At 41.0% G+C, this 14,813-nt stretch carries 12 protein-coding genes; 5 read left to right on the top strand and 7 right to left on the bottom strand.

The annotated features are described in order from the left end of the window. Window positions 1-5: 5 nt before the first annotated feature. Window positions 6-1,535 carry a tRNA lysidine(34) synthetase TilS gene (tilS, locus tag NE535_RS00985; protein WP_261296829.1) on the top strand — a complete coding sequence of 510 codons (1,530 nt, stop codon included), beginning with the start codon at window positions 6-8 and terminating at the stop codon, window positions 1,533-1,535. 123 nt (window positions 1,536-1,658) lie between these two features. On the opposite strand, the gene dgcS is transcribed toward tilS, so the two are convergent. Then, window positions 1,659-2,543, bottom strand: a complete 885-nt coding sequence (gene dgcS / locus NE535_RS00980; RefSeq protein ID WP_261296828.1) for a diguanylate cyclase DgcS — start codon at window positions 2,541-2,543, stop codon at window positions 1,659-1,661. Window positions 2,544-2,700: 157 nt separating this feature from the next. Between dgcS and NE535_RS00975 the strand changes: the two genes are divergently transcribed. Together NE535_RS00975 and ompW are read left to right on the top strand one after the other, a co-directional pair. After that, the gene (locus tag NE535_RS00975; RefSeq protein ID WP_261296827.1) at window positions 2,701-4,653 is read left to right on the top strand and encodes a monovalent cation:proton antiporter-2 (CPA2) family protein; all 1,953 of its coding nucleotides are present in this window, start codon (window positions 2,701-2,703) and stop codon (window positions 4,651-4,653) included. A gap of 690 nt (window positions 4,654-5,343) precedes the next feature. Beyond that, a complete protein-coding gene (ompW, locus tag NE535_RS00970; protein WP_261296826.1) occupies window positions 5,344-5,991 on the top strand; it encodes an outer membrane protein OmpW in 648 nt (215 codons plus the stop codon). 264 nt (window positions 5,992-6,255) lie between these two features. Here ompW and NE535_RS00965 read toward each other — a convergent pair whose 3' ends face one another. Then, a complete protein-coding gene (locus tag NE535_RS00965) occupies window positions 6,256-7,002 on the bottom strand; it encodes an SDR family NAD(P)-dependent oxidoreductase (RefSeq protein ID WP_261296825.1) in 747 nt (248 codons plus the stop codon). Between the two features lie 156 nt (window positions 7,003-7,158). Between NE535_RS00965 and NE535_RS00960 the strand changes: the two genes are divergently transcribed. After that, window positions 7,159-7,551, top strand: a complete 393-nt coding sequence (locus NE535_RS00960) for a YbaY family lipoprotein (RefSeq protein WP_261296824.1) — start codon at window positions 7,159-7,161, stop codon at window positions 7,549-7,551. A gap of 43 nt (window positions 7,552-7,594) precedes the next feature. Continuing rightward, window positions 7,595-8,545 carry a homoserine O-acetyltransferase MetA gene (metA, locus tag NE535_RS00955; RefSeq protein ID WP_261296823.1) on the top strand — a complete coding sequence of 317 codons (951 nt, stop codon included), beginning with the start codon at window positions 7,595-7,597 and terminating at the stop codon, window positions 8,543-8,545. A 92-nt stretch (window positions 8,546-8,637) separates the two neighbouring features. On the opposite strand, the gene NE535_RS00950 is transcribed toward metA, so the two are convergent. The 5 genes from NE535_RS00950 to NE535_RS00930 all read right to left on the bottom strand — a co-directional run bounded on the left by NE535_RS00950 (window position 8,638) and on the right by NE535_RS00930 (window position 14,748). Next, entirely contained in the window at window positions 8,638-9,252 is a 615-nt protein-coding gene (locus NE535_RS00950) for a PGAP1-like alpha/beta domain-containing protein (protein ID WP_261296822.1), read from the bottom strand. 166 nt (window positions 9,253-9,418) lie between these two features. Further along, on the bottom strand, window positions 9,419-10,519 hold the full coding sequence (locus NE535_RS00945; RefSeq protein ID WP_261296821.1) for an OprO/OprP family phosphate-selective porin: 1,101 nt from the start codon (window positions 10,517-10,519) through the stop codon (window positions 9,419-9,421). Between the two features lie 54 nt (window positions 10,520-10,573). After that, entirely contained in the window at window positions 10,574-11,146 is a 573-nt protein-coding gene (locus tag NE535_RS00940; protein ID WP_261296820.1) for a DUF4956 domain-containing protein, read from the bottom strand. A 1-nt stretch (window position 11,147) separates the two neighbouring features. Continuing rightward, window positions 11,148-12,065: a polyphosphate polymerase domain-containing protein gene (locus NE535_RS00935; RefSeq protein ID WP_261296819.1), complete on the bottom strand. Its 918-nt coding sequence runs from the start codon at window positions 12,063-12,065 to the stop codon at window positions 11,148-11,150. A gap of 121 nt (window positions 12,066-12,186) precedes the next feature. After that, window positions 12,187-14,748 (bottom strand): CotH kinase family protein, encoded by a 2,562-nt coding sequence (locus NE535_RS00930; protein WP_261296818.1) that lies wholly within the window; start codon window positions 14,746-14,748, stop codon window positions 12,187-12,189. Window positions 14,749-14,813: the final 65 nt, after the last annotated feature.

Genomic DNA, 14,813 nt, shown 5'->3' with positions numbered 1-14,813 from the left:
CGTAAATGGATAAATCACACCTTGTCGGTCATATTCGCCGTTTGTGTTTACCACATTTGGCTCTGCACGCGAATGCAACGGCTACACAGCGTCAAGCCAAGATTGTATTAGCTTACAGCGGTGGCGTAGACTCAGAGGTATTAGCCTACGGGTTAAGTGAATTTGCTAAAATCTTTCCGCAGTTTGCTTGTGTGCTAGTGCACGTTCATCACGGCATAAGCCGTCATGCTGATAAATGGGTAACCCATTGCCAACAAAAAGCGGCAGACTATAATCTTCCCATTATTATTGAACGGGTAAAACTTGACCTAAAGCCTCGCCAAAGCCTTGAGGCTGTTGCCAGAGAAGCACGTTATCACGCGATAGAACAACATCTTGGCAGCGGAGATATACTACTGACGGCGCATCATCAGGACGACCAATTAGAAACATTGTTATTAGCTCTAAAACGCGGTCAGGGGCCTAAAGGGTTAGCTGCGATGGGAGAGTATCAATTAGCGGGCTCAGCAGCGTCCCCTTACTATAAACTGAGACCATTGTTACAGGTTTCTCGTGACGAGATTGTACAATTTTCCGCTGAACATGCTCTGACGCATATAGAAGATGAAAGTAACCAAGACGACAGTTACGATCGGAACTTTTTACGCCTCAATATTATTCCGCTGCTTAAAAGCCGTTGGCCTAGTATAGCCCTTACTGCAAGCCGAAGTGCTGAACTAATCAACGAGCAACAACAACTTATCGAACATGAAGTCAGTTCGCGTTTACCTGCAATGCTTAAGGTGTCACAAGGGACAAATATGGCGTGCAATGGTACAGGACTGTCATTAAGCCTTTTAGCCAAAGCTCCGCTCGCCTGGCAAGCTTTGCTGTTACGTGGTTATTTAACACACCTTGGTTTATCTCTGCCATCGCAGGTGCAGTTGAACCAAATCCTCAGTCAGGCATTAACGGCTAAAGAAGATGCTAATCTCAATATTTATTACTCAGGGATTGTCGTAAAACGATTTGGACAGTATCTATATGCCATGCCGAGTGAGCATCTAACACTCGCTGATGATTTGCCATTACGTTTAACTGAAAAGTTACAAGGCTGGCTTAATGCCACTAATGTTAATGAAGAGGTCAACGCAGAGGTGCAGCACAATGCTGTATTGGCTTTAAGCAATCCTTCATGTCATATCAATGCTACACATTTGCTTTTTACGCCATTTAACTGGCAAGTTAATCTTGTAAAGTCACATACTGGTATCAGGCTAAAGTTACCCGATAATATTCATCAAATATCCATTAGGTTTTCTGCTAAGGGCAGCACCAAGTGTCAGCCACAATTTGCTGATCACTTTCGGCAAAAACCGCGAGAATTAAAAAAACTTTGGCAAGAGTTAGCCATCGCTCCCTGGCGTCGGGAGCATATTCCGCTGCTTTTTTATGGCGACGAGCTGGTTGGTGCATTAGGCTTGTGGGTAGACAAACGCTACCTTGCACAAGACAATGATCAGGGATTGCAGATTGATATAATAACCAGCGGTTAGGCTACTTAGTCGCTGTGTTGTTTTTTTCTTTAATCACTAATCACTAATCACTAAACAGTAAACGTGTTTTTGTTTGCCATAACGGGATGCTGTGGCCATTTTTTACTATCATCCTAGCTTAAGCTATTTATCTTCGCATACTTTGAAACAGTTTCTACCTGCTGCTTTTGCTTGATACATAGCCTTATCGGCACGCTCATACAGGGTATTAAAAACCTCATTAGTGCGCGATTGCGCAATACCTAAACTACACTTAACCCCGTAATCTGTCAGATGTGAGTGTAATGGCAAACTTTCAATGATGCGTTGGCAAATAATACTTGCTGCATCAGCGTTACCTTCAGTAATAATCACAAATTCGTCACCACCAATTCTAAATGCCTGGTCTGTGTCGCGAATGGAGTCGTTGATTAATGAGGCAAAACTGGTCAGTACGTTATCGCCAACAGTGTGACCAAACTGGTCATTTAATTGCTTAAATTTATCTAAATCGATAACAATCAATGAAACATGATCTTGGCGCCGTTCTGCTCTAGCAATACTTTTATGGATAACTTTACGAAAGTAATAACGATTACCCAAACCCGTTAACGCATCAAACATTGCTTGGTTAGACATTTGCTGATACTTCATTGCATTCTGAAACGGTTGTAATACCAATGCTTCAATATGATTAAGCTGTTTCATTTGAATAGGGCTAAGTGGCACAGCAAGATAGTAGTGCAAACGTAATGTATCAGATTCAGTTTTGATACTGCGGGTCAGCTCAATACCGTGATGACGACCCCAGCTAAACTTGTGTTCACCGACAAATAATTGTAATGCTTTGATCGGCAAATACTGACCGATGACTTTGCCATAACAGGCAAAAACTGTCCGTGGATCTAAACTTGCGTGTAGTTGTTGGATCACTTGGACAAGATCAAGCTCTGGCTCCATATGCAGATGGGCATTAGAACGATACCAATAATCTTCAGGGAAAAGTTCGGTTGCAATAGCAAAGTCCATAGGGTTACTCCAAAACGTTACAGCGCGATACACATGTTAAGCAAGTTGTGTGCCTAAATTTTTTTTATCATATTTTTTAGGAGCTTGTTACTTTTGTGCTGTTTTGGTAATAAGATGTAGCAGTATCTCGACGATTTTTTGACAAGGAGTTTTGCCTATGGAACACAATATGTTTATTCATATTTTGTTTATGTTGGTCATCGCCATCGTTTCGATAGCGGTGTTAGGCCGTTTGGGATTACCTGCTATTTTGGCTTACTTGCTTACTGGAGTGATCAGTGGCCCCAGCGGTTTGCATTGGTTCACACAGCAGCAAGTTCATTTTGTGGCGGAACTTGGCGTCGTGTTATTGATGTTTACCTTAGGGTTAGAGTTTTCTGTGCCGCGGTTATGGTCAATGCGAAGAACCGTATTCGGTTTAGGCAGTGCGCAAGTTATTGTGACGACATTTATCGCCGGTGGAATTGCATATTTTTTAGGTCAAAATATTGTCGCCGCAGTCGTCATTGGTTCAGCCATTGCGCTGTCATCGACTGCTATTGTGCTCAAATTGATGAATGAGCAAGGTTGGTTAAGACGTCGCCATGGTGAATTATCCATTAGTGTTTTGCTATTCCAAGATTTAGCCGTAGTCCCCATGCTTATTTTATTACCTTTACTCGCAAGTGATGGTACCCCAATGAGTTTAAACGGCATCTTTTACGGGCTACTTACCGGGATATTGGCATTTTTAGGATTAATGTCATTTGGCAAATGGGTCTTGCCACGTATTTTTGATGAAGTTGCTCGTTCTCGCTCCAATGAACTTTTTGTCCTTTCTACCCTTGTGGTGGCTTTAGTTACCGGCGCATTTACCCAATGGCTTGGACTGTCGATGGCATTAGGTGCATTTATTGCCGGTATGCTACTAGGGGAAAGTCAGTACCGTAGACAGTTAGAAGCCGATATTCGCCCATTCAGAGACTTGTTGATGGGGTTATTCTTCATATCCATTGGTATGTTGCTCGATTTTAATTTGGTCCTGCAATATTGGTGGCAAATATTAGTCACTTTAATTGCCGTGGTAGTTCTAAAAATTGTGATTGTTTATGGCCTGCTCAAACTTGCTGGCGAACATGCCAAAGTAGCGTTAAGTACCGCTATCAGTTTAGGTCAGGTTGGCGAGTTCAGTTTTGTGCTATTAGCATTAGCGGTTAATTATCAATTATTAGATAAAGAAGTCAGCACCATACTGGTTGCTGTGGCGGTTATTTCAATGTCTTTATCTCCCTGGTTGATACGAAATAGTGTCGATATAGCTAAGAAATTTAAAGGCGGTAAACCTTCAAAAGAAATGGCCGATCAAACGGTTGTATTACCCACAAGTGAAGACGATGATTTTGTGGTTATTTTAGGCTATGGTCGAGTGGGTCAAACGATTGCCCGCTTTTTAAAAACCGAAGCTATTAATTATATTGTGTTAGATCTCGATCCTACCCGAGTGACAGAATCACGTGCCGCTGGCGAGCCTGTATATTTTGGCGATGCCTGTAAAATGGGGATTTTAAAACGTGTGGGTATTCGTCAAGCCAGCATGGTGGTGGTAACTTTTGCCGAAGAGCGTCAAACTGAAGAAGCTTTAGCGCTTAGTAGGAAGTTAGCGCCAGATGCAAAAATTCTAGTGCGTACTCGAGACGACTCTAACCTAACTGAGCTAAAAGAAGCTGGGGCAACTCAGGTAATACCTGAGTCACTTGAGGGCAGCTTGATGTTAGTGTCGCAAGTGCTTTATAAGTGTGGCGTACCTTTAGCACGGATCATTAAACGCCTTGAATCTGAAAGACGCAACCACTACCAATATCTACATGGATTTTTCTCAGGAACTGAAACCGATTTTACATTAGATTTACTGCATGCTGTGTCTCTGAGCACTAGCGCTAGCAGCGTGGGTAAAAAAGTGGCCGATATTCCATGGCTACAATTGGATGTCGAGCTTCGAGCTGTGCGCAGAAAAGGCGCTGAAATTGAACCAGCACCAGACGATTGGGTATTGCGCCGCAATGATATTTTAATGTTAGTGGGTAAACCGCGCAGTATTGAAAAAGCGGAAGAGTATCTGTTGCAGGGTTAAATTTACGCCGTTATTCGGCCCTGTGACTGTTTCGAGGTTATTGTTACTTCCAGTTGTCGGCATTGCTCTGGGGAGAGACCTTGTGGTGAAGTAACTTTATATAACATTCTAATATCGAAATTGAATTGGTCAACAAATGCCGTTCGAAAGGGGCGGCTAAAACGGTTTACGCCTTGTTGAATGGCTTTTATATAGATGATTAGGCATCATCCATTCGCCTCTCTGAATACTTTTTAACTCGACCAAACCTCATTAAGTAAGTTCACCTCTTAATAGTCAGCTAATTTGATGCCCCTAAATTATGTTATTTAGGGGTATTTTATTATGGGTTGGCATGACAGTTTTACCGGCTCATTTAAGGCGACTGCCTTTATCTGGATATTGGTGAATGCTCTTGTTGCTCCACCATTAAATCGTGCTGCATCGTATATTGTTCGTTTCGATTTAGTCCTAGTAAGGTTATCAATTTATTATATTTTTCAATATTCAATAGGCACCGAATTTTGATTTTTAGATCAACAAATGCGTGATCTACATCAAAGAAAAGCTTACTAAATGAATACCTCTAAAGGTGTAATTGGTTAGCTTGATCCAGATCAATGTTGTTAATTAAATTTTCAGGCAGAGTGGCGTCAATTGTTAAGGATGTAACAGAAAAGCATCCAGTTGTTGCCCTCATGGAGTATGAAAATGAATAAAAAATTAACCCTAGGTTTAGTTGCTGCAGGTTTATTATCTGCTGGTGTATCTTCAGTTGCTGTCGCTCACCAAGCTGGTGATATCATTTTTAGAGCGGGTGCAGTTATGGTTTCGCCTGACGAATCTAGCCCAGTTGTTGCTGGTATTGCTGAATTTGGTGTAGATGATAACACTCAGTTAGGTTTAAACTTTGGTTATATGATTACTGATAACTGGGGAGTTGAACTACTTGCGGCAACACCATTCAGCCATGATGTTTCTTTAGGTGCATTAGGTAAAATAGCTGAAACTAAGCATTTACCACCTACACTGGTTGCGCAATATTATTTTGGTGATGCACAATCTAAGCTTCGTCCATATGTGGGTGTTGGTGTTAACTTTACTAACTTTTTTGACAATGATTTTACCCAAGAAGCAAAAGATCTCGGTCTTGATAACTTAAGCTTATCAACTTCATGGGGTTTTGCTGCTCAAGTTGGTTTAGATTACAACATCAATAAAGATTGGTTAGTGAACGCTTCTGTTTGGTATGCTGACATTTCAACTGATGTAAACTTTACGCTTGGTGGAGATGCTGTATCGATTGATACCGATATTAACCCATGGGTTTACATGGTCAGTGTTGGTTATAAGTTTTAATCATTGTTAATCAAACACCTTAAAGAAATAGGAGCCATTGGCTCCTATTTTTTGTCAGCTTGAATGCTATTGAGTGTTCAGGTAAATCGAAATAAAGCATAAAATACTGCCCCTGATATCTAATATCAACATCTGGCATCAGACTGTATAGAGCATATGGATCTAATGTTATAATCCGTATTTTTTATAATCGCACAATCGCACAATCTCGATAATTACAGCGTTATGCATCAAATAAAGATTCAATGACCTGCTATCGGTTGGCTAATCCTTTTTTTTCTTGGTTTTCCAGTGACGGGTATTATAAATATATTCAGGTAACATTCGGTTTAACCAAGCTACTACTCGCCAGCGTTTGGTTACGTAAGCACGACGTTTTCCTTGCTTTAGCGCGGTTAATATCTGTTTGGCGACTTTCTCCAAAGGCGGCAATAAAAACCGGTTTTGTTGCATTGCGGCTTTATCGAGTAAGCCTAATTGAATATCACTAATGGTAATAGGCAGCTTTAAACGCTGCGCGTGCATACTCAAACCTTGAAAATAATTTTCAGCAAAGGCTTTAGATGCGTGATAAGCAACACTTGGCCCGCCACGTTGACCGGCGATGGAGTTAATTGCCGCTAATTGACCGTACCGCTGCTCTGTCATTAATTTAAACACACAGTTGCATATAGCCGCAAAGCCTCTGACGTTGACCTCAATAATATCTTCTTCTAATTGCCATGGTAGCGATGCATCGTAACTATTCAATCCTGTATTGACTATCACTAAGTGGGCACCATTTTCACTTTGCCATACCTGACTAATTTGCTCGTTCAGTTTTGTGGGATCAGTAATCGTAAGTGGAAAAACGGCTGTTGGAACGGATAGCGAATTGGCAAATTCGGTCAATGCGTCTGGTTCTTGAACAAACAACAATAATTTTACGTTTTGAGCCGCAAGTTGGCGCGCCAGTTCTTTACTTAGCTGAGAGCTGGCACCAATAATCATAGCGGTAGCGATAGTGGTCATGAGGAGGTTTGACACTCATTATGTGAAATCGAAAGGTTATGATAGGAATATCGCTTACGGATAACAAGCACGAAAATTTTTCAATACTGGAAGTGTAGACTTCTAGACGTCTTGATGTATTATAATGCGACGTCATTCAACTAAAGCAGATGAACCATGATTAAACAGATAATATGCGTTATAGCGATGGTTGCGGCTCTATCAGGATGCCAAACTGTTCCTCAAAATACTCAGATAGTAGGTGAAGTGCTGTATAAACAACGTATAGCATTACCTGCAAATTCTGTGATCCAAATCCAATTACAAGATGTGTCACTGCAAGATGTTCAGGCAGAAATCCTGGCTGAATATGAAATAACTCCGGTTACCGGTGTCACACCTTTCGAGTTTGTCTTACCAACAGAGGCGTTCAAAACAGGTCATCGTTATGCCATTAGTGCCCGGATCACTGTTGCTGATGAGTTGTGGTTCATCAATACGCAATCTTATCCTGTTGATGTTTCAAATCCACAAGCGTTGACTGTGGTTGTGGATATGATAAAGCGATAATTTCAACGGTATTTGTCGATTAATAATTAGGTAAGGATGTAGCATGCCGGTTCGAATTCCAGATGATTTACCCGCAGCAGGTATTTTAGAGTCAGAAAATATCTTTGTGATGTCAGAAACGCGTGCAGCGAATCAAGATATTCGCCCAATGCGGGTACTCATCTTGAATTTGATGCCCAATAAAATTGAAACAGAAACCCAGTTATTGCGTTTATTAGGCAATACGCCACTGCAAGTTGGTGTCGATTTGTTGCGTATTCATGATAAAGAGTCAAAGCATACCTCTGTTGACCACATGAATACTTTTTATCGTGATTTTGAACAAGTACGCCACAATAACTACGATGGTTTAATTATTACCGGTGCGCCATTAGGGCAAATTGATTTTGAAGATGTGGTGTATTGGGAACATATCAAAGAGATTATTGATTGGTCACAGCAGCATGTCACGTCGGTGTTATTTTTATGCTGGGCAGCCCACGCAGGTTTGTTTCATTTATACGGTATTAATCGCAGTTTGCTTGAGCAAAAGCGCTCGGGGGTGTTTAACCATAGTCGTACCAGCGAACCACATCCATTATTACGCGGTTTTGATGATGAGTTTTTTGCGCCGCATTCACGTTATGCTGAAGTGAATATTAACGATTTACACCAACATTCTGATGTTGAAGTGCTCGCAGAGTCTGCTGAAGCAGGGGCGTATATTGTACTTAGCCGCAATAGTCGTAATTTGTTTGTCATGGGACATCCTGAGTATCAAAAGTCTACTTTAAATGATGAATATCAGCGTGATGTTGGCTTAGGTATTAACCCTAATATACCGAGCAATTATTATCGTGATAATGATCCAACTAAAGAGCCCATAGCTCGCTGGCACAGCCATGGCAGTTTGTTGGTGAGTAACTGGCTCAACTATTATGTTTACCAGTTAACGCCATATGACTTGTCTGATATGAGTAAGATGACGCCCTGGGAAAGCAAGCCCGCAAGGTAACACCGAATAGGCAGCTCTAAAGAATAGACAGCTCTTAAAGTTAACTTAGGGGCTGCCACAGCTGTTTATTGACTGGAATTTGAAGTACTGACTTAACGCAGAAACTGATTGTTCCTGATAAAGTGATCAATTTGCGCAGGCACAAAGGCATTATAAATTAAGCTTGTATGGGTTTGCTTAGTTTCAATATGATCTTTCATGCCCCAAAGCCGAGTTTCATCTAAGGTGACAGTGCCGTCAGATTGGCTGTTATCTCGAATCAGCAAGCGTCTAACGCCAAAGGGTATATTACCTGCAATACTGCCAAGAGCTTGTGGAAAATGCCAAGTGTCTTCATGTTGCTGTAATCCACATTGCGGCGAGTTACCGAGCACTTTGCCTACGCCTAAATGCTGTAATCGGCTGACAATAGAAGCCCCTTTTAATGGTGAGCCAATGGCAACCACGTGCGATATCACCTCAGTTGAGGGGTTACGTGCGTTAAGGTAGCGTTTAATCATCAAACCACCCAAACTGTGACCCACTAAAATATTGCAGCTAGTTTGAGCTAAGGCTTGGTCAATGCGGGTAAACAACGCCTCTTCATCAATATTCAAACTGTTATAGCTGATCACTTGTGTGTCATAGCCCAGTTTACGTAATTGAAAGCTCAAGGGTTGCATCACAATGCCATGCATATAAAGACCATGTAATAGAATAATCTTCATTGTTTTCCCTTGTGATATAAGCTGCAATTGGATCAGAGTGTAAACATAAAGCTTGGCTAGTTAAAGTAGGCAGCAGTTAATCTGTGCCTACTTTCTCATTGGTTAGTTTTACTCTGTGGTTGTCACAAAAGCAATTTCAACTTACATAAGCATGCTATTTTGAACATTAAAAGCTGTATTGCATTCTAAGCGAAATCGCTTTATTGCTGCCTAATTCGATATTATTTTCAATTTGTTCGGCATTTATATAATTAGCCATAAATTTTAGTTTTTTACTCGGGTAATAATTAACCCCTACAGAATAAATATCCGACTGATGGTTTTCTTCATTCATGTCAAATGTACTAAAGCGAGTGGTAAATTCCCAATCTGAGTCGCTGACGCTTCCTAACCTACCGTTCTTATATTGGCGGTTATTACCACTCAATAGATAGCTCAACTGCACATAGCCGCCTTGGTAGTCGTACGTTAAGTCGTTAATGTCAGTTACCTGCGATTGTTGCCATTCAGCCATGGTAGTAAAACCATGGTATTGCCACAGTAACTCTATGCTTTGTAGTGAGTTAGTGTCGGCATTTAGCTTTTCTCCTTCAATGAGAGAATCTGAAAAATTGACTTCCATTGTTTCATTGATGCGAAATTCACTGTCATTTAAATCTCGTTCGCTTAAAGCTGCGCCTAAATGAAGCCGGTTGTCGTCTTGTTGCCAGGCTAACCAGGTTAATCTACCTGTAACAGCGCTAGCCGTTTCCGTTTCGTTAGGCAAAAAGTAGCCTAGGTCCCAGTTGAATGATGAAAAGCCACCATTGAGGTTTACGCCAATTGATCGACTTGGAGCTAGGGCGTTGCTCACTAGGCTACGCTCCACCATTGACTGGTTGCGTAAGGAGGTTAGCTTTTCTAAACCAAAAGGTTCTTTTTGCTGACCTATTGTTAAATTTGCCCAATTCCAGCCTTTGTATTGTGCGTAGGCATCTTTAATTTCAGTTTCATCATCAGAATAATTGATTGATAATTTAGCTTTCCAATCTTTGACAAATTCAGTTTTAAAACTGATCCGTGCTCGTCTAATATCAGTTTTAGTTGTCGGCTCTGATTTGTCTTCTAGAAAGCCTTTGTCAAAGTTATCGTAATCAACCATGAAATAGCCGCTGATATCGACTTTATTGTTATCTATCTTCTGGTTATCTTTTGCCTGAGCGGTATGACAGGTTGCCAAACTGAAAAGGGTCGAAACGACAGAAACGGTAATCATGAATGTTTTCATTTGATACTTACACCTTAAATTCATTGGTTGAAGGCTGTGGTATTGCCTAAAGCGTTACTCATGTGGCAGGTAGCTGATTTTGATCTGTGCGGTATCTCGCAGAAAGTCGATATGCTCAATTTCTACTTTTTCAACCATTAAGCCGGTGCGTTCACTTAAGTCGTCAATTAACTTAGTTCGGTTATGTGGCGTTATATTTTCGATGCGCTCATAGCTTATGGTTTTGGTTTGATAACGTTTGCCAAAAAGGCTTGAGTCAATGGCAAAAGCGAGTAAACAAATGATCCCGTTCAAGATCATTAAATCTAATAACGACATTTGGCCTACCGAAGTTAATAAGGCGATGGCGGTGACCAAGAACAGATATGTCATTTCTTTAATTGAAATAGATTCGGTGCGATACCGTAGCATGGTAAATACCGCAAATAGGCCAAATGCAAATTCCATTGACATATCTACACCATGAAGTAGGCGAGTAATAATAAAAACACCGACCCCAAATAAAATAAACGAGCCAGCAACAGTCGAGTTTTTGCTGACACGAAAATAGCATGCATAACAAAGTAAAATTAACGACAGGAGATTAATTAAAAAGCGTGAAATGAAAGAGATATCTAGTTCAGTCATATTAGTTACTCATAAAAGTGGTCAATGGTAGGGGCTGGTTAAGCTTTTCTATTCGCGACAAAATAGGCTTAAATCGATTGGTTTTTACTGATGATGTATTCAACAGGGCACAACCAATACAATATTTACTAAAGGACAATGGAAAAATGTTGTTGGCGCTCATTAGTTGATAAAACGGAGAGCGTTTAGATTTTTTAGCCTGCTTGAGTTCCGCAATAAAAAAGCCCGGTAGGGTTAATTTTTCAGTGCTTTGGTGGTGTTGATACCACAGATTAAAATCAATGGTTAACCGTTCAGCCTGAGCTTCATTAGCAAGGGCAATACGTTGATAACCACTATGCTGATTAACTTGCAGGTTGCTGCTTATGCTCCCCATTTGCTGTTCGACAAATTCAGAGCCTTCATTGCTGTGTCCGGTTAATTGAATTCTCGATTTTAAGGTACGCTTTTGATTATTCTTAAATTTTACTTCTAAAAACTGGGTATCTGTATTGACATAATGTCTGCGGCGAACTTTATAACGATTCAATTTACCGTTGTGGTGGTCTTTGTATAGCGCCATCGACGGCGTATCAAAATATTGATTGTGGTAAGTTGATATTCGATTATTGTTGATCTCCAATATGCTGTAAAAGTGCGTAAGTTGGCCGAGTAATTTAGGCAAAAAAGCAATGGGCAAAATGAACTTGCTATCAACTCTGTTCATTAGTTTGGCGTTTTTTAAGTCGTCTAAGCCATGGCATTGAAAGTGTATTAGCTCGGGCATGATTAATGTTGCTATGGGATCAGTCATAGCGTCTACATTAGTGAGGCTAGTACGTAAGTTGCTAGCAACCTGAGCATTTATGTCTTGTTCATTTCTACGTTCAAAACAACTTTCAAAGCGATGAAATAAGCTGTCATACGTGTGATTCATCATAATACTTCTATCTTTAATTGGTGAGATATGCAGACAATGCTGGTGTGATAAGGAACAAGCTTGTCGAGTTAAGCTGCTAACAACACCCGACAAAGCTTTTCTTCCTAGTGACACTTCCCGTTTAGCGACAATAGCCTTGACCAGTGCCAGATGAAGGCAAACTGCCATTGAGTTGTTGACGCATGTTGTTAACGCGATAAGTCATGAATGAGGTCAATCCATAAAACTTGTCGACGGAGTTGTCTAAGTTTTGGATGAAACTTGAATAGCCATAAAAAGCACTGGGGTCATTCGCTACATGTTCATCAATTAAGGCGGCAATTGTGTTTACACGTTGTGCGAAAGCATCATCAGCTAATGGGCCTTCGATGAGTTGCCAGAGATAGTCGTGGTAAGTATTTAAATGATCTTGATTGCTGAAAACATTTGCCACCATTGGGCGTTCAGACATTGCACCGCTAGTGGGTTCGTCAATATATAAGCCGCGAATATCACTGCGACAACCCATACTAAACGTGCCAAAACTTTCGTTTAAATCCCATGGTAGAAAAGTAAATATGCCATCTTGTTCATAGATATAGTAATTATGTGCCAGCGTGCCGTGATAGCTGTCGAGGTTTGATAGTGAAACGCTCACTGACATGTACCTTAGTAGGCTATCGACATCAATCACTGACTCTGAACCTGCATCCATTTCTGCAATAAAGTTGATGAAAGCGCCGTTATCTGTGGTCTCCTCATTGTTTTGTTGGTTAATTCCTGTGTAATCGGCAATGTCGGCGCTTATCCATTGTAGGTCACTGCCTGTTCCATCTGGCTTGTATAAGTCACCATTGGTATTGTCAAAATAATTCTCGATGAACTCGCTATCGATTACTTCGACCATGAGGTAAAAGCCAAACAATTTATTATTGATGTAGACATTAACGTAAGCATGGTCTGGTGCTGCAATGCCTAGGTCTTTCATTAAGTCATAAGCGATGACTTCGCGCATGTATGAAGGGTCGTTGTATGAGTTTTGTAAGGTGAACTTTTTCAAGCCAAAGAATTTCTGCCCATCGACATATTCGTTAATGTCGATTTTAAAGCTATAACGATCGCTATTTGATTGAGAAACAGCACGTAAACTTGAGCCACCTTTAGTTCTAATCGCAACGCTGTCTAGTGTTACACCCTCAAAGGTAATGCTGGCTTGGTGATATTCTTCATCAAGTGGGCTGGCTAAAATGCTTTGCCAATTTTCATCAGATATATCGATGTATAAATTCTTAACGACATTGGGTTCAAACGCCGTGGCGAGTTCGTTAGCGGTTCCTTGAGTAGGTGTTAGAAAATCTTTATGCCAGCTGTTATCACTGCTATTGGCGGCACTTAAGCCATAGCTATAGCCAGTATTAACATCGCTACTATCCCAGTCGATATAGTCGACGACTTCGCCATTTAACATAATGCTTAACTCATCATTATTGCCAAGCTTAAACGGTACATAATGTTGTGTTAGTTGTTCATCGCTGGCGAAAATGACTATATAGTCTCCAGGAGCAAGTTCAACATCGGGTAATGTTACCGGTTCAATGTCGTCGCTGCCGTCAATCACTTGATAGCTTGCTAATGATATTTGCTGGGCACTGTTGTTATAAAGTTCGAACCAGTCGTAGCCACCGTTTTCGTCATTTGCCACAACTTCATTGATAACAATGGGCCCATGTAATGCTTTAGTGTTTGTGCTTTGTGGTGAAGGCGTTAGTACAAATGTACCATCGCTACCATCAGGAAAGCGTCCATAGCTGTAGCCGATTAATGCTTGTCCTTTTTTCCAGCTGAGTTGGTCAACTAAGTCATCATCTTGATACAAACTGACTTGATCACTACTACCTAGTTTGAATGCAATCGTTTGAGTATTTTCAATAACATCTGTTGTCGCATATAGGCGGTAATACTCGCCTGGTGCAAGTGTAATATCAGGCAAAGTTACCAATTCATTATTTTCATCAGCAATTTGATAGTCACTCAAGTTGACCGAATAATTACCAGTAACGTAGAGCTCTACCCAGTCATGTTCACTTTCACTATTCTTAGCAACGATTTCGTTGATTCGAATAGGCGCATTTTCATTAATAATCAGGTCATAGGTTATGTCTGCAGTGGATGGCTGATTTGCTTCGCCAGGTGTTGGTGAAAGTGTTTGCGCAGTGCCAGTGCCGTCGGTGTATAAACCATAACTGCTACCTTGTTGGGCATCGCCTTCTTCCCAGTCAAGCGTGTCACTTTGTACGCCATCTTTGAATAACGTGACCGCATCATCACTGCCCAGCTTAAAGGTGACATAGTAGCCACTGTCTGGCGGAGTGTCTTCTTCATCAATTGCCTGTATTACAATGAATTCACCTTGCGCTAATGTAACGTCAGGCAGTGCTTGAGGCGTGCGTTCAGTGTTGTCATCGACAATGGTGTAACTTGCTAACGATACGGGGCCCTCAAGGGCATATAGTTCTATCCAATCATTACCGCCATCTTCTGCATCGGCAACAATTTCATTAATCAATAATTGTGAGGTAACTGGGAGTGTCGTATCAGGATCTTCAACAACGGTTTCATTGCTACTGTCTCCACCGCCGCAAGCCGTTAATATAGTGCTGGCGATGATCGCGGTTATCCATAAATGGTTTTGTTTTTTCATCATGTCGTCTTATAGCTTCCTAGAAATGTACCACTAGTCTATAAAACGAATATGCAAACATTGTGCAT

This window comes from Shewanella holmiensis, assembly GCF_025370255.1.
GTDB classification, from domain to species: domain Bacteria; phylum Pseudomonadota; class Gammaproteobacteria; order Enterobacterales; family Shewanellaceae; genus Shewanella; species Shewanella holmiensis.
This window is presented reverse-complemented; position numbering and strand designations above follow the sequence as displayed.